Source organism: Photorhabdus laumondii subsp. laumondii, from assembly GCF_003343245.1.
GTDB lineage: Bacteria > Pseudomonadota > Gammaproteobacteria > Enterobacterales > Enterobacteriaceae > Photorhabdus > Photorhabdus laumondii.
This window is the reverse complement of record NZ_CP024901.1, coordinates 871,537-893,190: the sequence shown is the minus strand read 5'-3', so window position 1 is coordinate 893,190 and position 21,654 is coordinate 871,537. Positions and strand designations below refer to the sequence as shown.

Annotated in this window: 17 protein-coding genes; 12 read left to right on the top strand and 5 right to left on the bottom strand. The window is 38.9% G+C overall.

The features are described from left to right. Positions 1-20 precede the first annotated feature (20 nt). From PluTT01m_RS03975 to PluTT01m_RS03960, 4 genes are all read right to left on the bottom strand, one after another. Entirely contained in the window at positions 21-770 is a 750-nt protein-coding gene (locus PluTT01m_RS03975) for a fimbria/pilus periplasmic chaperone (RefSeq protein WP_011145146.1), read from the bottom strand. A gap of 123 nt (positions 771-893) precedes the next feature. Next, positions 894-3,449, bottom strand: a complete 2,556-nt coding sequence (locus PluTT01m_RS03970; protein ID WP_011145145.1) for an outer membrane usher protein — start codon at positions 3,447-3,449, stop codon at positions 894-896. 19 nt (positions 3,450-3,468) lie between these two features. Continuing rightward, positions 3,469-4,017, bottom strand: coding sequence for a fimbrial protein (locus tag PluTT01m_RS03965; RefSeq protein ID WP_011145144.1), 549 nt, complete (start codon positions 4,015-4,017; stop codon positions 3,469-3,471). A gap of 83 nt (positions 4,018-4,100) precedes the next feature. Then, on the bottom strand, positions 4,101-4,640 hold the full coding sequence (locus PluTT01m_RS03960; RefSeq protein WP_011145143.1) for a fimbrial protein: 540 nt from the start codon (positions 4,638-4,640) through the stop codon (positions 4,101-4,103). Between the two features lie 683 nt (positions 4,641-5,323). Between PluTT01m_RS03960 and PluTT01m_RS03955 the strand changes: the two genes are divergently transcribed. Further along, entirely contained in the window at positions 5,324-5,896 is a 573-nt protein-coding gene (locus PluTT01m_RS03955) for a tyrosine-type DNA invertase (protein ID WP_011145142.1), read from the top strand. 1,258 nt (positions 5,897-7,154) lie between these two features. Next, a complete protein-coding gene (locus tag PluTT01m_RS03950; RefSeq protein ID WP_011145141.1) occupies positions 7,155-7,769 on the top strand; it encodes a plasmid pRiA4b ORF-3 family protein in 615 nt (204 codons plus the stop codon). Positions 7,770-7,915: 146 nt separating this feature from the next. Here PluTT01m_RS03950 and PluTT01m_RS28180 read toward each other — a convergent pair whose 3' ends face one another. Continuing rightward, the gene (locus PluTT01m_RS28180; protein ID WP_157852129.1) at positions 7,916-8,095 is read right to left on the bottom strand and encodes a hypothetical protein; all 180 of its coding nucleotides are present in this window, start codon (positions 8,093-8,095) and stop codon (positions 7,916-7,918) included. A 782-nt stretch (positions 8,096-8,877) separates the two neighbouring features. Here PluTT01m_RS28180 and PluTT01m_RS03940 point away from each other — a divergent pair. From PluTT01m_RS03940 to PluTT01m_RS03895, 10 genes are read left to right on the top strand one after another with little or no spacing between them, the layout of a single operon-like run. Then, on the top strand, positions 8,878-9,141 hold the full coding sequence (locus PluTT01m_RS03940; protein ID WP_011145139.1) for a phosphopantetheine-binding protein: 264 nt from the start codon (positions 8,878-8,880) through the stop codon (positions 9,139-9,141). A 34-nt stretch (positions 9,142-9,175) separates the two neighbouring features. Beyond that, positions 9,176-10,021, top strand: a complete 846-nt coding sequence (locus PluTT01m_RS03935) for a hypothetical protein (protein WP_228957287.1) — start codon at positions 9,176-9,178, stop codon at positions 10,019-10,021. Positions 10,022-10,031: 10 nt separating this feature from the next. Beyond that, a complete protein-coding gene (locus PluTT01m_RS03930; protein WP_011145137.1) occupies positions 10,032-10,706 on the top strand; it encodes a hypothetical protein in 675 nt (224 codons plus the stop codon). Further along, positions 10,699-11,778, top strand: coding sequence for an acyl-CoA dehydrogenase family protein (locus tag PluTT01m_RS03925; RefSeq protein ID WP_011145136.1), 1,080 nt, complete (start codon positions 10,699-10,701; stop codon positions 11,776-11,778). Before PluTT01m_RS03930 ends, PluTT01m_RS03925 begins: the two co-directional genes overlap by 8 nt. A 34-nt stretch (positions 11,779-11,812) precedes the next feature. Beyond that, a complete protein-coding gene (locus PluTT01m_RS03920) occupies positions 11,813-13,183 on the top strand; it encodes an MATE family efflux transporter (RefSeq protein WP_041379919.1) in 1,371 nt (456 codons plus the stop codon). Positions 13,184-13,208: 25 nt separating this feature from the next. Further along, positions 13,209-14,786: a class I adenylate-forming enzyme family protein gene (locus tag PluTT01m_RS03915; RefSeq protein WP_011145134.1), complete on the top strand. Its 1,578-nt coding sequence runs from the start codon at positions 13,209-13,211 to the stop codon at positions 14,784-14,786. Beyond that, positions 14,783-15,856 (top strand): efflux RND transporter periplasmic adaptor subunit, encoded by a 1,074-nt coding sequence (locus PluTT01m_RS03910; RefSeq protein WP_011145133.1) that lies wholly within the window; start codon positions 14,783-14,785, stop codon positions 15,854-15,856. The genes PluTT01m_RS03915 and PluTT01m_RS03910 overlap by 4 nt, the downstream gene beginning before the upstream one ends. Continuing rightward, entirely contained in the window at positions 15,853-18,894 is a 3,042-nt protein-coding gene (locus PluTT01m_RS03905) for an efflux RND transporter permease subunit (protein WP_011145132.1), read from the top strand. The genes PluTT01m_RS03910 and PluTT01m_RS03905 overlap by 4 nt, the downstream gene beginning before the upstream one ends. Beyond that, a complete protein-coding gene (locus tag PluTT01m_RS03900) occupies positions 18,891-19,838 on the top strand; it encodes a ketoacyl-ACP synthase III family protein (protein ID WP_011145131.1) in 948 nt (315 codons plus the stop codon). The genes PluTT01m_RS03905 and PluTT01m_RS03900 overlap by 4 nt, the downstream gene beginning before the upstream one ends. Next, positions 19,835-21,400 carry an AMP-binding protein gene (locus PluTT01m_RS03895; RefSeq protein WP_011145130.1) on the top strand — a complete coding sequence of 522 codons (1,566 nt, stop codon included), beginning with the start codon at positions 19,835-19,837 and terminating at the stop codon, positions 21,398-21,400. The genes PluTT01m_RS03900 and PluTT01m_RS03895 overlap by 4 nt, the downstream gene beginning before the upstream one ends. Positions 21,401-21,654: the final 254 nt, after the last annotated feature.

Below are 21,654 nucleotides of genomic sequence, written 5' to 3'. Positions count from 1 at the left end.
GTTCCTCCCGGCTTCGCCCGTCACGACGAACGTTGAGCCACCTGACAATGGTTGCCTGAACAACTAAAAATCAATTGCGGCCGGCCACCATAATCATTGACATATGTCAGCACCGGCGCACTGCCTAATGCCCCGGCACTCCCACTCAGCACCACATTACTTTTGGGCGCGATCATCAATGGCTTAAAGTCCACCACCGTTTTACCCTTAAGCTGGCTTGCTGCATCCACCACGGTGATGTAATAGGGTGTCGGGTTGTTCACCTGATATCGGTCCCCCTGACGCGTCAAAGTCATCTTCTCTTGCCACGGATTATCCAAATCGGTACGGCTGGCAAAAATGGCTTTCGGACGATAGAACAGCTTGATCCGGGTTTGTAGCGCAATCTGCAAGGTATTCGGTTTCTTGCTGCGTGGTGGAATTTCACGCAAATTAAAATAGAACAAGCTTTCCCGATCTTGGGGTAACTGTGCGATTGTTGGCAGTGACTGAATTTTCACCTGGCTCTTAGCGCCCGGTTCCACCCGCTGCACCGGTGGTGTCACCACTAACGGACCATTGATTTTGTTACCCTGCTCATCTTCTATCCATCCCTGCGCCAGATACGGCAACTCTTTGTTCTGGTTGCTGATATCCATACTGGTGGATTTGTCCCCACCGTTAAACACGACGCGGGTACGATCCAGCGCAATGGCCGCCATTGACTCACTGATCACCGACAGACTTAAGATAGCGATCGTGACTACATTAATTGTATTCTTCAATTTCATGCTTAATTACTCATTCTTAGAATAATCATTACAGGTCACCGCGATACACTTCGGTGACAGCAATTTCGGTGACAGCAATTTCGGTGACAGCAATCAGGTTTTCACGCTGCCAGTCAATCAAAGTTATGGCTGTTTATTGTCGTCGGCTAACTGACAGAGCAGTAATAACGAAGCCATCTCTTCGACTTTTGGTAATTCTTGTGGCAGCTCAATCACACACTGCAACTCCCCATCCCAACGCACATCCAGTTTCTCTGCCGGATTGATCCCGCTGAGATAGACATTCCCACCATCACTGACGATACCGATCTCCCGTTGATCCTTATTCAGCACCGTTGCCCCAAACGGCGGCGAGCTACCATCCGACAAGCGGATCATACCCATCGCTTTTTCACCGGATATCACTTGGAATTTACGATAACCAATCGCCCCTTCCGTCAGTGTTGCTTGTTGTACCGACCGGATTGCCTCCACATTGTCCGGCAGTTTGTTCAAATCAATACTCGCACTGTTACGGTAATAGTTGTTTACATCAGAGATCACCGCCTTACCGAACATATTGGTATGGGTAATCGCGCCGAAGCCTTTCACCGGTACGCCACCTATACCATCGGTATCCACCATCAAACGGGTGGTCCCGGGCATATTAATACGATGCAGTGCCGCGCCTTTCGGCGTCACGGTCATCCCCCCCTGAATAGAAAGCGCTCCCGTGGTATAACGTCCATCCTGATAACTCGCACTGGTCGTCAGTTGAGCGCGATCGCCGTAATGGGTTAAATAACCGTTAGCCGCGGCCTTGCCGTCAATACTGGAACCAACCGCTAAACGATAGTTACTGTTTTCATTAATCCGGTCGTAATAACCTACCGTGTGGGAATTACCTTCCCGGTTGGCCATTGCGTTATAACTGATCGTTCCTGAATTACCCCACGGCAGGGATAATGTCATATACATCCCGTCGTCATTTTTACCTTCATATTTATTACGGTAAGCAGACAGATTCAGGTTAATGTTCTTATAACTGCCAATATCAAAATAACGTGATATCGATAAGTTATAGCGATCGTTATTCGAACGGTTCCAATAAGTCTGGTGGCTGTAATTCAAGTAAATACTGGTACCAATATGTGTGAACTGCTTATTCAACATAATGGTGTAAAGTTCTTTATTACTCTCTGCATCACCATCGTGATAACGGCGATCCAGATACTGGCTCATACTCATAAAGTCACGTTCCGAGAAACGGTAACCGGCAAAAGTCACCTGGCTGTCATACTCCTCAAAACGCTTGGAATAACTGAGACGATAAGAGCCACCAGTCAATGTTTGGTCCTCATCCGGTAAATGGGCGCGGGATTCAGTGACATCAAAGGAAAGTGCGCCAAAGACCATCAGATCACGCCCAATCCCCAATGACAACGCGTTATAATTCCCGGCCCCCAATATCCCACCGTACAGCGACCAACCATTGTTTATTCCCCAAGAAAACTCACCAAGACCAAAGCCCGATCCCTCACTGTGATGTTTCCAGTTAGTCGGCTTACCCGCCGCCAGTTTGTACTGCACCCGGCCCGGACGGGTTAAATAGGGAATATTCGCAGTATCGATCTGAAACTCCTGTAAACCGCCATCCTGCTCCTCTACCCGCACATCCAGTTTGCCGCTCACTGCATCATTGATGTCCTGAATACGGAATGGACCTGGCGCAACTTGGGTCTCATACAACACCCGTCCCTGCTGACGAATAGTCACTCTGGCATTGGTTTTCGCTACCCCCGTCACCTCTGGCGCATAGCCTCGCAGGTTCGGCGGCAACATATTGTCATCCGTCACCAGACTCAAACCGGTAAAACGGAAGCTGTCAAAGATATCTGAATTAAGGTAATCCTCACCCAACGTTAGCTTAGCCTGCCAATGTGGTATTGCCCGGTACAAGTAATAACGGCTCCAATCCCAGTTTTTCTCTGTGCTCCCTGCCCGCCCCGTGACGTGGTTATACTGTGATTGCCAGTCTGCCCGTAGCCGCCACGCCCCCAAATTTATCCCGGTCGTACCATTAGCACTGACATTCTGATTTTCACTTCCCTTCGCCGGCTTAGCGATCTGAGCATTGACGTTATAATCAAACATCATTCCGAAAATCCCCTCATCCCAACGTGACGGCGGGTCCCAGTCTGGTGAGTGATATTCGAGATAAGCCTGAGGCATACTCAGGTATAGCGTGTCACTGCTCAGATCACCGCGCACTGTCATGCCAGGCAGCGTTTTAATCTCCAGACACTGATTATTGTTCCACCAGGTCATCTTTGATTCCCATTCCGCCCGCAGCCCCAACTGCTTCACCAGCTCAGGCGGCAAACACGCCACACTCCCCTTCGGATCATCCGGTGGTACCATAAAAGTCACCGGCATCTCCGGCAGCTCGCTGTTATTCAGACGTACCGCCATCTGATAATCCCCCGGCATGATATAACCGGCGCGGGAAAATTCTTTTAAATCAATCCGAGCCCGATCCTGAACATCCAACACATCCGTATTAAATTCAATTTCCTCTTCCGCATACACCGCATGAGTACCCATTAAAGCAAGCAATACCAAAACAATAAGAGGTTTCAGGACACACCGAACCGAGACCACCCTGTCATATTCAGTGGTCAAACCCAAAAACAAAGCCATAACATTCCCAGATCGATGATTAGTGATAATCCAGCCTGAACCGAACCGTGGTTCGATACTGCCCCGCTTGCAATAACTGGTGATTACTCACTAATCGCATTGCGTAATTAAGGGTCATCTGCCCTGCCTGTAACCCCTCCACCGGTAGAGGAGTTCCCGGATATGCCTGATTGCCGTACATGTCTGTAATTTGTAATGCCACTCCTTGAGCTACACCCGATAACCGGAAATTGTTCCCATCCGGTATGCCATCAAACATCACCTGAAAGTGACGCCAATCGGGTTTACCCAAAGTGGCAGAAGTCAGTACACAGTTAATCAAACGGATAGAAAAAGGACGCACGGGTCCCTGTCCATCATGTATCATCCGGCTTACCGGGATCGTGGCTAACTCAATCGTCTGGTCACGACTACCTGCGTCAATCGCACAGGCCGTATCAATGATGGTGCCTTGCATGCTAACGCGACCATATCCTTGCGTTCCTTGTGGAACAGCCGTTTCAGCTTCAATAACACAGGAAAACATTAACAGGCAGGGCACTACAACAACGGCAGCATATCGGCTCATGACTTCTCTCCAGCTAAACTTATCCAAAACTTTTGATTAGGAAACGCCCGCCTCCTTGTCAGCGTTTCCGTGCATGAAAAGACTTATTGGTAAGTCAGCTGGAAGTTGGCAATGCCGGTGAAATTACCCGGAACAACGGCATCAGGTGAAGTATCACCTTGAAGATAGGCAGCAAAATGCAGATCATTATCACCATCATGCAGAGCGACAGCTGGTGAAGGGGTACCTAGTTTGATTTTGTTACCGCCCGCATCAGTGATCGCAATACCCGCACCTTTAGCAACGCCTTCGATACCTAGCAAACCATCACCGCCGACGATGCTAGATTTAGCCCCAACAAACGTCGTGGTGACTGTACTTATCGTTTCAGTCGTACAGTTATCTAAAGAAATTTTGAAGGGCGTGGAAGAAGAGCGGCCACCGTTTTGCAAAGATGCGCTAGAAATAGAGCCCAGTGGAACTACCTGATCAACCGTTTCTGGGGTGATAGAACAAGGTGCATCAGTAATAGACCCGGTAAAAGTCACCGTTCCGTGACCTTGGCTAGGATTCGCTGCATTTACCGAACCCGCAGCCAAAGCCACACCTAACCCCAGGGCCATAACCAATTTATTCAATCTCATGTGAACTAATTCCTTGAATTTAAGGATAAAATACCCATAACCATAAAAAAATAACCGTGCAGGATTCCAGCTCCATACACCTGATATTCAGCGCAAAATAGTTTAAAAATCTCGGATTAATATTTTCTAAACCAAACAAAATGCACCAAACTGTTTTTTTCAGTCAAAAACACTAAGAGTGCATAATATTTCGGAGTTAACATTCTAAAAAAGACATTAATTTGAATTTATAATCTAATTAATCAATTAGTATTTGATTGAATTCAGATGAACCCACTAATTTTTTACAATAATTTGATGGCAAAATATGAAAAATAGTAAAAAATAATGAAAAAAATCCATATATTATAAATAGTTAAATATTAGTAATTTGGCATTACACAAAATTTGACTTAGTCGGTCGTTTTATAGGAACATATTTACAGTTTGGTGCATTCTGTTTAGTTTCTTTTTATTGTTAAATAATTTTCAAATATATAATTACAAAGCTTACAAGCTGATATTTTCTATTAAAAAAGGGCTATTTATAACTATCTAAAAACGGTATTTATAAATTTTTGCCAAAATAAATAGCGTTATCAGCCAATAATTTTATAAAAGTTCTATTAATTGATATATTCCGGTAGATTAATATTATTTTTCTACCTATAACTATCCGCCCCAATTGCACAGGAATTATTTTCATGAAGAAACGTAAGTTTTTAACCCGATATGAAATTAATGCGATTTTAGAAAAAGCGCGTCAAGGATGTCATGCTGAGCGAGATTATTGCATGCTACTAATGTGTTTCATCCATGGATTTAGAGTGAGCGAGTTATGCAATCTCACGTTATCCGATCTTGATCTTAACTCAGAACTTATTCATGTCAGACGATTAAAAGGGGGATTATCAACAACACACCCACTAATACCAGAAGAAATTAAAGCTTTAAATCAATGGCTTAATATTAGAAAGAGTTGGCGAGAATCAGATTCAGAGTGGGTCTTTTTATCACAAAAATCAGGGGCTATTTCACGCCAGCAAGTTTATGGTTTATTAAAGCGTTATGGCAAACAAGCATTAGTCAATATTTCACCTCATCCACATATGCTAAGACATGCCTGCGGTTATGCTCTCGCTGATTTAGGAAGAGATACACGCCTTATTCAAGATTATCTTGGCCATCGAAATATATCCCATACTGTTATTTACACCGCAAGCAATGTAAAACGATTTTTCAAAATATGGGAGGCTCCTGCAAAAGGACTCGATTAATTTCAATATCTATTTTCTATGTAAGACATGTAGTATGAGAAACTATTTCTCTCGGAAACAAAAAAATCATCCAATCGTCCGATTATAAAAATCCTTATCCATATACTGATGAGGTTTTTTATACGAAAAAATAATTATTCACATCATAAGATACTACCTATTATTTCTTATAATTACTTTTAAATTAAATTCAATAGAAATAAATAGCTTGCATTTACAAATAAAAATATATTTTTAATGGATATTTTTGGAGCAATAACCCATCATAAGCAGCACAACAAGATGAACAATCCCATTGAAAATAAAAATGAAAATGAAAATAACAAGGCACCGATAACACAAGACAAAACAGTACATATCATCGGTTTTTGCTAAAGTATGAGCGATTGCAAGAGGAATTTCCTCAAAGAATATACCCTATGGATTTCAAGATGCATCGCGACGGCAAGGGAACGAATCCCCGGGAGCATAGATAACGATGTGACCGGGGTGAGTGAGTGCAGCCAACAAAGAGGCAACTTGAAAGATGACGGGTATAATATATATTTATTAAAATTGAACAATAATATCATAATTGAAAAATCGCTAAATATATAAATAAACTTTAGCTGATATCCAAGACTTAAATCGGCCTGCATAATAAAACCAAACAAGCATATAAAAGTAAAATTTTCTTGGATTTTTTTACCGCACTTATTTCCTTAATCCATGCGATAAAATACTAACAATTCATAATACTTTCTTATTAATCTGAATGGTTTTACAATAAAAACATCTGTATATCATCATGATATAACTTCAAGCAATATCATTCAGATGGCTTGAATCAATTGAACCAATGCATAAACAAACTCCTCACCAATTTTGGTTAAGGATTGCCTGAATTAGGACAGTGATTAATCTTCAATATTTGATTAACGGTATGTAAATAATATGCGTTTTTTATGTTAATAACAAAGGCTCTGAATATATCGATCCCCCTCACGATCTTAAACTATACTTAGTAGATACAGTTCATGCACAAAGAGATTGCCTCCAAACAGAATTCAGTAGAGAGCAAGCTGGTTAGGCCAGATTATCTGTTGTAAAAGCTATTATGGATATTAGCCACTAGAATTGATGAGATGACCAAAGATTTTCGTATAGCAGCTAAACATATCTGGTATTCCGACAATACCAACCAGAAAAATTCAACAAAATATTGACAATAGATAGCACACATGGAAAGAATCATCTCGAAACCATTAGGAGATTAGTGATGAATGAAAAATTCTATCAATTAAAAATAACACTTACAGACTCAAAACCCGCTATTTGGCGACGATTTGTTGTTCCTGCTTCTATCTCATTCGACAGATTGCACGATGTGATACAGATCGTGATGGGATGGCAGGATAGTCATCTACATGAATTTCGTATTGGCAAACTACGACTAACGGAAATGCCAGAAAGCCCGTCTGATAGCAAGGAAGAAGATTTATATCGCCTAATTGATCTGATTAAACAAAAAGGGCGATCTTTTACTTATCTCTATGATTTTGGCGATGGTTGGGAACACGAAATTATTTTAGAAAACAGTCAATATCCTGCAAATGACCTCCCGCTTCCTTTTTATTGTCTGGATGGCGCCCGCGCTTGCCCCTTTGAGGATACCGGCGGGATTGATGGTTATGAAAATTTAATCGCAATACTGAATGATCCTGACCATGAGGAATATACAGAAATGCGACAATGGATAAGTGAATTACTTGAGTTAGATGAAGATGAAGATTTCGACTTCGAACAATTTCCCATTAACAATATTAATGCTTTTCTAGCGCTCTATTATCGCTGGTCACGAGATCGTTATCATCTCTTGTGGGATTGGGAATGAATTTAACCATGGGATAACTCTATCATCATTGGGAAAAATTTCAGATGAACCACTATGACGAACTGGGTGCTTGATTTGAATTAATTTTTCCCATCTATTTTCTTTATGCTCAATTCACTCGCGAAACCTAACCCCGTGGCGCTCTTTTATTTATAGCAATGACTGGGTAGAGCAGGCTTTTCCGCTATACAGCAATACACTGCTGGCGCAAAGTCCCTGGCTAGTTCAGCCCAAGTCAGGCTGTCTGTCAGTAATTGGTCATCTGCTTGATAGTCATACTCTGAGCGATAACAGTTGGGGTTGGGCTTACCGCAGTGATCAGTCATGGATACAGCAGCATGCCCGAACCGCAGATTTATTATCGGCCAGTAAATTACCCCGTTGTTATCCCGAAGAGATGTGATATTGGCTAAAAAGTCACATATAGAACGGGAGCTATAATAATTACTGATTCCTATCTTTATCTTTTATACCGTTATTATTTATTTTGATTTAATTTTGATATTGTTCTTTTTGTTTATTTTTTATTCACCACCAAGGTGCCTCATTTATATGATAATGTGATTTATTTTATTGTTAATTAATAATTTTCCATTATGTTTATGTACCTATTATTGATTATTTTGCTTTTCATTAATTACGGTAAATTTACTTATAAATCATAATCTTATGCTTTTTCGCCATGATATGTTCTCTATCCTGAATGAATTAAATGTTTTTTTATCATAATGGTGATTTATTTTATTTAAATTAAATAAAAGGTTAATACAGCTAATTTTTTGTTATATTTTGGATTTTTTATTAATTTTTTTTGTTATAACCTTTATTTAATTCCGACATGGTGTAATTATGAAATTTTATTGACGTTATTAATATTATTGAGTATTATCAATGCATATGATTATTAGTTGATTACTCCTTTGCCAAGTGTTCTTTTTTCTATAAGAAAGAGGGCAGGAGTTTATGAACTTCATTGGAATATCTAAATTTAGAAATAAAATATTTTTAATGATGGGAATTATATGTTTCTTCATGAACTATGGTATTTTCCTATTTAAAAACGCCCTAAGATATCATTTTAATATTAACTACAAATTGGTGAAACATAATGAATAAATCAGAAATCTTTTTTATGATTAAAAACATTTTGACGAAAGAATTAAATGTCGGCTCTCTTAATGACATGAGTGAATCAACATCATTACGTGATGAGCTTGGGCTAGATTCGATGACTACACTGACATTTTTGATGTCACTAGAGGATAATGTTCCAAATTTTATGATTGATGCAAATACATTGGAAGCCAGTCATGTACAAAGTATTGGTTCTGTCTGTGATTATGTTTTAGAACGACTAAATAGTGTATCATGACATGATTTACATAAATCAGGTTTTCTGCGAAATAATGAATAAGAGATCTCTCAGAAAAACTCCAAGAAACCGTTACTCCATATACCAGAAAGACTTACATCGTATTTCTCAAGATGAATTAACTGATTCAACCCTATTAGAAGGTGATCAATACTCTTATACTGAATTAGGCGATTCTGTTCTTAAAAAAATGGAAGATTCTATTCTTTTAAGTGATATTGATTTATCTATATTTGCCTATTGGACACCTGAGTTTGATCCAGATCATTCAGCTTTTGGTCCATATTTTATGGACCATTATAACCTTAAAGGATACTCATTCGACATTTGTGACAATGGAAGTTTGGTATCAACCACAGCTTTAAGTATTGCTGGTAATTATTTATCTAGTGGTAGTGCGAGTAAAATATTATTATTAGGAATGGAGCAAAATACTATTCCTCGTAATATTTCTAACGGATTTCCAATACCAACGCAATCTTGTGCTATTGCAGCCTTACTCACAACAGAAAAAAGCGATGAAAATAAATGGATATTATTAAAAACAGGGCAGGTAAGTGAATGGGAGTCGGCTGAAAGTTTGGATGCCTTTGGCATGTTAAGAAATATATTGCATCAATTGCAGTTAGATGAAGAAGATACTATATTATTAACAGAGCGTACAGGTTATTTCTTTAAAAAAATACGTTTTCAAATGGAAGCGGAAGATAGAAAAAGTTCAATCAAATTTGCTTTCTTCAAACCTGAAGTTACAGGAATGAATGCATTGTTACTTCTAGCGGATAAGACACTAACACCACTAAATAGAAGGAACATATTATTAGTAGAACATGATATGGAAAGTTTAAGAATAGCATGGTCTGTCTTACAAAAAATTTAGGAATATAATCATGTTTAATATCAGCTATCCATTCGAATCAAAGAAAGAACAACGTTTTCACTGGTTGATGGAACAATTAGCCCAAACAGTTTTCTCTACATCAAACCAAATTGTTGTGAGAAACGGGTTTGCTGTAGTTTCAGAAGAACAATGGAAAAATTCAGAATTATGCTTTTTAGACGAAAAACAATATAGCTGGAAAGAAAGAAATACTGTCACCATCCTTCCTGTCTGTAATAGTATGAAGCGCCAGAGATTATTATTATGCAAATTGGAGGTAAAAGACGGTGATATTGCTTCACAAGAGATAGCGAAAAAATATGTCAACTATCAATGTGAAATGATACGAATGCAGCTTATTTGGATTGAACGATGGACATCGATTTTACTTGATCATACAGCCCAGCGTAAGATTGGCAGTGTTTCTCTATTATCAATTTCCTCTATTCGTCTCCGTTTGGCACAAGTTATACAACGTCAATTATTATTATCTCAGTGTGTAGGAGACATAAAAGAAGAAATACCTTCACAGTTTGCTGAGCATGCGGCTGAAGAAATTGAAGAAATGGTTAATATCCTGATTAAAACAACGGGAGGAAGGGCTCTTCTACAGCAAGGGTTGGTCGAAATGCAGCACATTTTTTCTGTTCTGAATCAAGTTTATCTGAGGGAGTTCCATGGTTAATTTTGACAGTTCTATTGCCTGTACACATTATGGAAAAAAATGGTTAGAGTTAGCTCAACTATTTCGCTCTTTGTCTTTGAAGGTGCTAGATGATAAGGATACTGTATTATCACATCTTGACGCACCGCTTTTCGACCAACTTTATATGGATCGCAGTAGTAGCTGTCTGGAAAGGACAAAAATGTATGAGGTGCTTACTTACGGAGATCCAAATGTCCTGCTGTCATGTCCAGGCCCATCTCTTTCCGGTATCATTGTACGAGAATTAGGCTCAACTAAACAACAAGACTATTTTTTTGAATATGTTGCTCAGCATAAAGCTCGCACCTGTATGGCAGTCACGGAGCCTGGCAAAGGCTCTGATGCAGGAAATCCGTCTTCATTGTTGAGTGATAATTTTGAACTTAACGCTGAAAAATGGCTAGTAGGTAATGGACTCGATGCTACGATCGGAACAATGGTTGTCAGAACTGGAACAGGGCCATACAGTATCGGTGTAATTTTGTTGACACCTGAAACCCTTTCTCATCCTAAAGTTTTTCGTCAGTTGCTACCTGTTGCTGGACTGCAAGGTGCTGGCTTAAGCCACCTATATTTTGACAAAATTCCTATCTCTGAAGAGCATATTTTGGGCTTGCACCGTAGACCATTAGAGAGAGGTATGCACTCAGTGATAAAAACTTTTTATCGTATGAGGCCTTGTGTATGTGCTATGGCGTTAGGTAGTGCTCAATCACTACTTGATTTTGCCATATCGCATATAAGAAATGTAAAAGCTAGAGAGCTCCACTCCTCCTTGCAGATTGAAATTGAAGCCATAAGAAATCTGAATTACCGTGCCGCTTCGAGAATAGATGATGACATATTGGATGGTGCAGCTGTTTCACTGGCCAAAGCTTGTTCTACCGAGTTTGTGGAAAAAGTTGTTCATATCATGCCACAGCTTGTGGGAACAGAGCTCTTTCTAACAGATATCTGGTTACAGAAGACAATTACTGACATTCAAGGATATGAATGGATGGAAGGAAGTCTGGATATGCAGCGTCTAAATATTTTAGCTGGATCTATATAGTTTATTGAATATATTAAATAAATTGGTAATTGATATGACAATGCAATCCATATTTCAGCGGAGACATTTTCAGCGATATCAGTGGTTGAAATTACTCAGTGATCTTTGGAATACCAGCATTACACTTTGGGGCACTATGGTAGTTTCTGCGGTTGCTGTGTTAATCAACATTAGCATTATTAGTCATAATTCACCTAATATGTTATATGTAATTGGATTATTCTTACCGCTTAATTATATGATGATGTCCATCCATGAAGGATTGCGTGTACCTGCATTGCGGTATAGTTCACATTTAAGAAGTGCTAATTTTTCTCTACTAGGACAACGGTTGTTATTGTTGTTTTTAGCTATGTTAGCATTGATGGCAATACTTATATTCAATGTATGGTATTTTCAAAGTGGTATTTCTTATTTGTTTCATATTGAATCTTCACAGCAAGATGAAGTAATGAATTTTATTATTCCTATGCTTTTTATTGGGATAATGATTGGTTTTGCCACGTTAATTTTATCCACTTTATTTGGTCTTGGATTTAATCGTTGTGGAAGTTTACTAGGAATATCAGGTACAGTACTAAATATAGGTGCAACTTACTTAACTGAAATATATTGGCATAAGGGCTTACAAAGCCTGATTTGGGGGGCAATTTTTGGTAGCAGCTATCTTATTTCAGTAGGCAGTATTTTACTCTATCGTCAAGGCGTGGTTATATCTTGGTTAGGAATGCGTGATCAAGTTATTCAAGTAATAAAAGATATATCTACGATGGCCTTACCCGTAATGGGTAGTTTCTCCCTTGTTTTTATTTTTTTATTTTCCTTTAATTATCTGGTGTCTTTTTATGATGCCCATGAAATAGCAGGGTTTAGCATAGCTTTTCGTATACAGTCGTTTATTATTTTGCCTGCTATTGCCTTAGGAACAGCTATGGCAATTCACTATAATAATTCTTTATCTAAACGGAATTTTGTCAGAGCTAACCAAGTATTTTTGATTGGTCTTAGTCTCACTGGTGTTATATATATATTTATTAGTGTTGCTGTATTCTTTTTGAAAGTTTGGTTAGTTAAATTTTTTACTTTAGATGAACTGATTGCTGAGGCGGCTTTACGCTATTTAAATTGTGTATCTCCATCTTATTTTAGCTTAGGCATAGTATTGGGGTTAATGACTGCTTTAGAGCAGATTGGTCAAGGATTACGTGTACTACTTATCAATATCACCTTATATTCTCTGGAGATTGGAATCGCTGCATTATTAGGATTAAAGCAGGAGGATGCTACACGGTTGTATCTAACTATTGCTATTTTTAATTGGATTTCTGCGCTTTACATTTTTAGTATTTTTAATAAAAAAAGCGATTTTAATATTAAATACTCTTCCGGTGATATACACTCTTAATTAATTTAATTATCAGGATGATTACATGAATTATAATTTGGTTGAGATTATTAGAGATGCTGAAATGGCATATCCCCAAAAAACAGCTTTAATTTTCAACAATCAGAATTATACTTATAAAGATATATGGAGGCAAATATGTGCTATTGCAGCAGGTATGCGACTGAATGGACTACAACAAGGAGACAAAGTAGTAATTTGTTTAGGAAATCATATAAACTCTATTGCTATATTTTTTGCTGCACAAAAATTAGGTGCCTGTCCATCTATCATAGCATTTGATACACCAGAAGAAAAAATTAAATTTATTTTAAACAACAGTGGAGCTAGTTTTTTCTTCACTTCTTCAATAATTGCTGCGACATTACTAAAATATGATTATTTTTATTTTTCAAATATTAATTTGATTATTGATAAAGTTGAGAATATATATGCTGAAAATAATTTAATTAATTTTGATGATTTTATTTCCGATCCAATTTCTGAAGCTAATATTCCACTTCAGGCAATTAGTGTTGATTTGGCTTCTATTATTTATACTTCAGGTTCTACTGGTGAACCGAAAGGGGTTATGTTAAGTCACCAAAATATGATGGCAGCTACACGGTCTCTGGTAAATTATTTAGAATACCACCACGATGATACGGTAATGGCAGTATTACCGATTGCCTTTGATTACGGACTATATCAGATAATTTTAGCATTTTTTGTTGGGGGAACAGTGGTGCTTGAGTCAAATAATACGCCTCCACCAGTAGTATTAAGGCATATTCAACAATACCGTTGCACAATTATGCCTGGGCTATCATCACTGTATAGTTTACTTGATATTTATGCTAGTAAAGGTTCTTTTGATTTGAGTTCTATACGCCTTGTCTCCAATACAGGTATGGCTTTGCGTAAGCAGCATGTGTCAATGATTAAAAGACTATTCCCTACAGCCAAAATATTTTCTATGTATGGACTAACAGAATGTAAACGTTGTACGTATCTTCCTCCAGATGATCTAGACCGCAAGCCAGATAGCGTAGGGATTGCTATCCCAAATACTCAAATTATGGTGGTAGATGATAATAATCAACCCTGTACAGCAGGCGAAATTGGACAGTTATTAATTCGCGGAGAAACCGTAATGCAAGGATATTGGCGCAATTCCGAAGCAACAGAAAAAAGAATTGGCATACATCCTATTTATGGGGATCGTTGTCTATATTCTGGTGACTATGGTTGGCTAGATGAAGAGGGGTATTTTTATTTCGTTGGTCGTATGGATGAAGTTGCAAAAATCCGTGGCCGCAAAGTGATTTTCAGTGAAATTGAAAAAGTTTTGTTTGGCCATGACTCTATTATAGAAGCCGCAGTTATTGTACATTCTGGTGAAGAAAGCTCTGAAGATAGTATTATTGCTTTTGTGGCAACTCAGACACAAGAGAAACTATTAGAATCTGATTTAAAACATTTTTGTTCTAATTTATTAGAACTGCACCAAATACCCAGTGTTTTTATACAACTATCTCGGTTACCAAAAAATGCAAATGGAAAGTTTGATAAACATCAATTACGTCAAAGGTACCAATCTATAATTCAGGAGCGGTTCGCATGAAACGCCATCATGTGATATTGACATCTTGTGCTATTGTAGCAGTTATTTTTGCGGGAATTTCTATCAACGTGGTTGCTGTTCGGGGACTTAATAGTACTGAGGAGAAAGATAGCAAAATATCTGTTACACAAAAAGGACCACAGCCAATCTTGGTTGAAACAGCGCAAGTCACTTCAATGAATTGGCAAGATAGAAAAAGTGTTATTGCTACAGTTAAGTCAATACGCTATCTCTCTGTTCGAGCTGAAATATCTGGGACCATTTTGCAAATTGCACCTGCCGGAGGGCAGGTACCAATCAATGGGGTATTGTATCATTTTGACGACCGCGTTGAGCGTTTTCAGCTTAAGGAAAAAGAAGCTCACTTAGATATGACCCAGAAAAATACTAAGCGTGCCGATTTGCTGGTGAATAAGGCAATCTCACAAGCTGCTCAACAGGCTGAGCACGTTAACTTAGCTCATGCTGTCAGTGAAGTAGAAAAATTTAAAAATACATTGCGTAAAATGATGGTTACAGCGCCATTTACTGGAGTTGCTAGTTTACATGATTTGACGCCAGGACAATTGATTCAGGAAGGCCAAACATTATTTTCTTTTTATGATCCAAATGATTTATATGTTGAATTTAGTATCCCTGAAACTGATATTAGAGCTCTGTCACCTGGTGTCCAAATTAATGTAAATGATACTGTCGCTGGCTTTACTGGTATAGCTAACATTACATTGGTCAATACTGAAATAAATCCTATCAACAGAACTCTAACGTTACGAGCTAAATTGGAAAAAGGCCATTTTCGTCACGGCGCTAGCGTTAGGGTGACTTATCCTGCGAGTGCTCCTCAGATGACACGAGTAATACCCAAAGTTTCTGTACGTTATAGTGCCTATGGGCAATCAGTATTTGTAGTAAAAGACAATCGAGTCCAGATTCGCTCTATTGTTACTGGAGACGATAATGAGGGCGTTGTTCAAGTAAAGAAAGGGTTAGAAAAAGGTGAATTAGTGGTAACGGCCGGGCAAATGCGTCTATACCCAGATGCTCCTATTCGTCAGGAAACCCACCAATGAAAATTATCGGCCTTTTTTTACGTCGTCCAATCATAGTAACAACATTTAGTGGTTTGTTATTTATTGCTGGCTTGTTTTCTATAGGGTATCTACCAGTAGGCCTTTATCCAAGTGTAGATGCAGATGCAATTAGTGTCAGTGCTTTTTATCCTGGTGCCTCGGCAGATCTAATGGATGGGCGTGTTACGTCAGAAGTATTATCGGCAGTATCTGGAATTGATGATATTAACTACGTTACCAGCACTTCAGAAACTGGGCGTAGCAAGGTAGTATTGCATTTGGCAATGGGTAGTGATACTCAGAAGGTATTAACTAATATCATGGAACGAGTCAATACCATATCTCATTTTCCCGATGATATGGAATCACCGCAAATCTCCCGCCAAGAAGCGGATCGAGTTCCTGATTTCGCATTATCATTTACTAGTGAAACAATGCAAGCTGCGCAGGTATCGGATTTTTTGCACCGAGTTGTTAAACCACGCTTGGAATCCTTAAAAGGAGTGGGGAATGTAGAAATATTGGGTAGTGAATATGCAATGAGAATTTGGTTAGATCCAGAGCGTATGGAACGCCACGGTGTAACCGCAATAGATATCAGCAAAAGTTTAAAATTGGAGAATGCTCAAGCGAATGGCGGTGCTTTACATGATAGTAAATTACGTTTTCAACTTGTGCCAGAAACAGGGCTTTCAACAATAAGTGATTTTGCTAATTTATCTATTATGACCGCAACAAATATATCTCCGGTTCGTCTAAAGGATGTAGCTGACATAGAATTAGGAGGTAGTCAGCCGGAAATTAAATCTATTTTTAACGGTAAACCCGCCACAATAGTATTGATCAACTGGCAACAAGGTAGTAATCCCTTGTTGGCTGCTGATGATATATATAAAACTATAGGGGAATTGAAATCCAGTTTTCCTTATGATCTACAGTCTAACGTGCTTATCGACAGTAGTGAATATATTGGTGGTGCGGTACATGAAGTTTTTATCACTATTTTACTTACTTGCTGTGCTGTTACCCTAGTAATATTTTTGGGAGCAGGAACATTACGAGCTGTTGTGATCCCAGTTATTGCTATTCCACTCTCTTTGATTGGTGTGTGCTTAGTTATTCATTTGTGTGGTTTTTCAATTAATACACTGACCTTGCTAGCAATGGTTCTAGCCACAGGGCTGGTAGTCGATGATGCCATAATTGTGTTAGACATTGCTCTACATCGAATGCGAATGGGAGATACTCCTTATCAGGCTGCGTTAAAAGGAGGGAATGAAATTGCTACATCTCTAGTCACCATGACTTTAACTCTAGCAATCGTATATTTACCATTAGCATTTATTGGTGGAATTGTAGGAAAGCTGTTTTCTGAATTTGCAGTGACTCTTGCCGGAGCTGTCATTATCTCTGGGATATTAGCACTTAGCTTAACTCCCGTCATGTGCGCACGTATGCTATCAACAAATCATCAACATTCACTGATGGTGATACGAGTGGAAAAAATGTTTGCTCGCCTCCGTCGCAGCTATGAGCGTGTTTTAATCCGGCTAGTGAAAACTGGAAATTTCCCACTATGGTTATGGGCAACTACGTTAGCTGGTGTAATCATTTTGTTCATTATATTACCTCATGCGTTGGCTCCCAAAGAAGATCAGGGAAGCTTAATGGTAATTGCAGAAGGCCCCAGTGTCATAGGAACAGACTATATTGAGCAACATACACCTATATTAGAGAATATTTATAGTACCTTACCGGAAATAGCTAATTTTAACTATGTCATAGGCGTACCAAAAGACAACCAACTACTTTCTTTTGTTCGATTAATTAATTGGTCTGAACGTCAACGTTCAACAATACAATTACAACCAGAATTGCAGAATATTATAGCTAAAATCCCGGCGTTACAGTCGGTAGTAATCCTGCCTTCTTCCTTGCCAGGTGTCGGAGGATTACCTTTCCAATTTGTGCTCAAACATGAAGATAAAGATTACGCTAATCTAGATGCGCTTAGTGATCTAATGCTACGTGAAATGCGTGCTAGTGGTCTGTTTCTATTTTTGAAAAAAGATTTGAAATATGATACTCCGCAGATTCACATACGACTAGATCGTGAACAACTGGCGAAAGTAGGGATTTCCGCTTCAGATGTTGGTTATAGTATGAATTTGGCATACGCCAATACTAAACTACAACCTTTCATTTATGAAGGACGGACCTATAACGTCATCATGGCCTTGAAAAAAACTGAACGGGCTGCGATACAATCACTATTAGATCTACAAGTGCGAAGTTTAGATGGCAATCTTATCAGACTAGGAAGTCTGGTGACTCAGAATCCTGAAGTAGGTCCTGAATCTCTAAATACATTCCAAAAACAAGCTGCTGTGACACTACAAGGTGTGTTAGCCCCGGGAGTAGGGCAATCAGAAGCAACAGAGTTTGCTCTTCAGCTACTCCACAACCTCAAATCACAAGGAGTGTCATATGACCTATCAGGAGAAACACGACAAAGCAAAGAAGAAGGACAGCGTTTACTAGTAACTTTTGCTATAGCATTAGTAGGTATTTATTGTCTATTAGCATTACAACTTACTAATTATCTGGGGCCACTCATTGTTTTACTGGGTAGCATTCCTTTTTCAGTACTAGGTGCATTACTAGCGTTATCTTGGTTTGATGTGCCACTTGATATGTTTACACAAGTTGGCATGCTGACTCTGGTTGGGTTGATCAGTAAGCAAGGAATTTTAATGGTGCAAGCTACTGATAGCTTGCACAAGAAAGGTGGTATTAGTATTTACTACGCAACAGTGCGGGCTTCTGCGTCTCGCTTACGTGCAATTGTTCTAACTACGCTGACTATGATATTGGGAGCCTTACCTCTTTTATTTGCCAGCGGTCCAGCAGCAGAATCCCGTTTTGAACTGGGCCTAGTGATTATCATGGGAATGTTAGTAGGTTCATGCCTCACCCTTTTCCTGCTACCTTCGCTTTATATCTTTGTACATAAAAAAACGAGTGGAGCCACATCGTGAGTCTAATAATCAATGACATTGGTGTTTATTTGCCAGAACAGAAAATTGGATTAGAACGAGTTCCTATTGAGCCTCAATTATCTGAAGATGCAATCAAGATATATCAGCGTTTTTATGGATTAAATCACATAGCTATCAGTAAGATATCTCTGGAAGAGATGATGTATCGGGCAGCTCAAGATACGCTGACACGTAATGGTATAGCAATAGAATCTATTACTTTACTTATTCATGCCCATACTGCTCCAGAAACTTGGACTTATCCAAATAATTTGCTGTCTAGGTTGAACCGGCGATTGGGGCTGCGTAATGCAACTTGCTTCTCCATTCATTCGAATAACTGTGCTTCTAATCTTAATGGATTGCAGGTAATTCAAAATCATCTAATTGGAAACAGTGGTCAAGGTTATGCATTATTGCTGACAGCTGACCTAACTTTTAGCGGTATTCTACAACAAATTCCCAATACTACGTTGTGTGGCGATGCCGCTACAGCTTGCATAATTAGTCTGGGGGGTGATGGAGCCAAAATGAAAGCCTTAGAGATTGATTACTATGGACAACATTCTAAAGGCTCCTGGCAAACCGCAGAAGAGCAAGTGCGATTTGAAACCCACTATGCTGGACGCCTAGCCAATGTAATGGAGCGCTGTTTAAAACAATCTAATTTGTCTTGGGAACATATCCGTTGGGTTTTCCCCCATAATGTGAACTTGATTTCATGGCGTGATGCAACCCAAAAAATCGCGTTACCTCTGAGCAAAGTTTACTTGGATAAATTACCTGAATTAGGTCACTGTTTTGGGGCAGATATCTTTATCAACTGGCATTTTGCTAGAGATACACTGCGATTAGGAGATTATGTAATGGTTGCCACTGTAGGATTAGGGGCAGTATTCGGTGCTGCTATTTTTCAATTAGTTAAAGAGGACATTAAATCATGAGAGTTTTTGAACACTTAGGTGAATGGCTGCATGATAGCGCACTGAAATATGCAGATTACCAAGCGTTATCTATTAATAATGATGTATATAGTTACCGTGAGCTACATGAGTTAGCATCCCTTCTGGCCCGAGGTTTCTCTCTTTCGCAGGGAAAATATTGTGCTTTGCTTGGAAAAAGAAACGTAGGAATTTTCGCAGGTATTGTAGCTTCATTGTGTTACGGTAAGACTTATTTGCCATTAAACGAAGACCAGACACCTGAAAGCCTGAGTTTATTATCTAAAATTACTGATTTTGATTTATTGGTGACTTGTGCTGAGGAGCAAAAGTTATTGCACGATTTGTTGAAACATATAGACAAACCGTTAGTCATAATTTTGTCAGATAGTAAACAACGCCCCAATTGGTGTAACGATTACCCAAGACACTATTTTCTCGCGCATGCTGATTTAGCCAAGATTCCTACTGCACAAATGAAGACAGATAATCCTGGTGCATATTTGATGTTTACATCAGGTAGTACAGGTAATCCTAAAGGGGTTGAAGTTGCACATACGAATGTTACACGCTACGTGTCCAATACTATAGCTCTGTATCAACCAACCTGCGCTGATCGTTTTTCTCAAATTTGTCCTCTGGGTTTTGATGTTTCCGTCCATGATTTATTTGTTCCTTGGGCTATTGGAGCATCGACTCATGTTTTTGATGCCAAAAACAGTTTAATGCTTGGAACGTTTGTTCGAGATAAACATCTGACATTTTGGGCATCAGTGCCTTCTATTATTTTGTACTTTCAGCGCTCACGACAATTGGAACCTGGTTCTTTTCCTAATTTACGCCAATCGTTGTTTTGTGGAGAACCTTTGTTACAGAGCATGGCTAAAAGCTGGCATATGGCTGCACCTGCATCACATATTGATAATATTTATGGACCAACAGAAGCAACAGTTGCAATTTGTGGTTATCGCTGGAGTCCTGAGCCGACAGAAACTAATGAATTGATTGTTCCAATCGGAACTCCTTATCCTGGTACAAAGTTAAAGATTGGACGCCAGCGTCAAAACGCAGGGGATGTAGGAGAAGGTGAATTATGGATTGGCGGTGAGCAAGTGGTTAGTGGTTACTTATCAAGTAACACTATGCAGGCTGATAATTTCGAATATGATGGTAGTTGTTATTGGTATCGTACTGGAGACTGGGTTAAACGTGACAATGATGGGATATTTCATTTTTTAGGGCGTTGTGATGATCAACTGAAAGTCAATGGTCAGCGTTTGGAGCGTTTGGAAATTGAGTCAATGCTGAGTAAAGCAGTAGGGGTTGACGATATTGCGGTTATTGGCTGGCCTGTTATAGCAGGGAACTGTGTTGAAGGATTAGTGTTTTTTATTTCTTGGCATGAAAAATCTAATCTAGAGCTACGTAAAATATGTCAACAGCTTATGCCCAGAAGTATGTGGCCAACAAGATTAGTGATAGGGGCTATTCCTAAAAATCGTAATGGAAAAACAGACTATAAGCAATTAAAGACAAAGCTTGCTGAAGGTAGAGTGTCTTCTTAATGATCAGTACTCAACTTATGGAATAAAAATTCAATTTAAAAAAATCAGTATCCATTAATTATATACTCATTCTACTTTTAGATGCTGGTTTCACATGCGATTTATTTTAAATAATATAATTATGAGGTTAGAAGCCTGCATCTTCACGCTTAAATGATATAGAAAGAAAGTAAAAATATTTCTTAATGGAATTAAACTTATACTGTAGTGTAGGAAATATAAATAAAATGAATGATATCTATAACTTAATAAGA

What these genes read in the sequence shown, in the direction of transcription:
- PluTT01m_RS03975 (WP_011145146.1), bottom strand. Translation starts at nt 770, where the DNA reads ATGAAATTGAAGAATACAATTAATGTAGTCACGATCGCTATCTTAAGT.
- PluTT01m_RS03970 (WP_011145145.1), bottom strand. Translation starts at nt 3,449, where the DNA reads ATGGCTTTGTTTTTGGGTTTGACCACTGAATATGACAGGGTGGTCTCG.
- PluTT01m_RS03965 (WP_011145144.1), bottom strand. Translation starts at nt 4,017, where the DNA reads ATGAGCCGATATGCTGCCGTTGTTGTAGTGCCCTGCCTGTTAATGTTT.
- PluTT01m_RS03960 (WP_011145143.1), bottom strand. Translation starts at nt 4,640, where the DNA reads ATGAGATTGAATAAATTGGTTATGGCCCTGGGGTTAGGTGTGGCTTTG.
- PluTT01m_RS03955 (WP_011145142.1), top strand. Translation starts at nt 5,324, where the DNA reads ATGAAGAAACGTAAGTTTTTAACCCGATATGAAATTAATGCGATTTTA.
- PluTT01m_RS03950 (WP_011145141.1), top strand. Translation starts at nt 7,155, where the DNA reads ATGAATGAAAAATTCTATCAATTAAAAATAACACTTACAGACTCAAAA.
- PluTT01m_RS28180 (WP_157852129.1), bottom strand. Translation starts at nt 8,095, where the DNA reads ATGACTGATCACTGCGGTAAGCCCAACCCCAACTGTTATCGCTCAGAG.
- PluTT01m_RS03940 (WP_011145139.1), top strand. Translation starts at nt 8,878, where the DNA reads ATGAATAAATCAGAAATCTTTTTTATGATTAAAAACATTTTGACGAAA.
- PluTT01m_RS03935 (WP_228957287.1), top strand. Translation starts at nt 9,176, where the DNA reads ATGAATAAGAGATCTCTCAGAAAAACTCCAAGAAACCGTTACTCCATA.
- PluTT01m_RS03930 (WP_011145137.1), top strand. Translation starts at nt 10,032, where the DNA reads ATGTTTAATATCAGCTATCCATTCGAATCAAAGAAAGAACAACGTTTT.
- PluTT01m_RS03925 (WP_011145136.1), top strand. Translation starts at nt 10,699, where the DNA reads ATGGTTAATTTTGACAGTTCTATTGCCTGTACACATTATGGAAAAAAA.
- PluTT01m_RS03920 (WP_041379919.1), top strand. Translation starts at nt 11,813, where the DNA reads ATGACAATGCAATCCATATTTCAGCGGAGACATTTTCAGCGATATCAG.
- PluTT01m_RS03915 (WP_011145134.1), top strand. Translation starts at nt 13,209, where the DNA reads ATGAATTATAATTTGGTTGAGATTATTAGAGATGCTGAAATGGCATAT.
- PluTT01m_RS03910 (WP_011145133.1), top strand. Translation starts at nt 14,783, where the DNA reads ATGAAACGCCATCATGTGATATTGACATCTTGTGCTATTGTAGCAGTT.
- PluTT01m_RS03905 (WP_011145132.1), top strand. Translation starts at nt 15,853, where the DNA reads ATGAAAATTATCGGCCTTTTTTTACGTCGTCCAATCATAGTAACAACA.
- PluTT01m_RS03895 (WP_011145130.1), top strand. Translation starts at nt 19,835, where the DNA reads ATGAGAGTTTTTGAACACTTAGGTGAATGGCTGCATGATAGCGCACTG.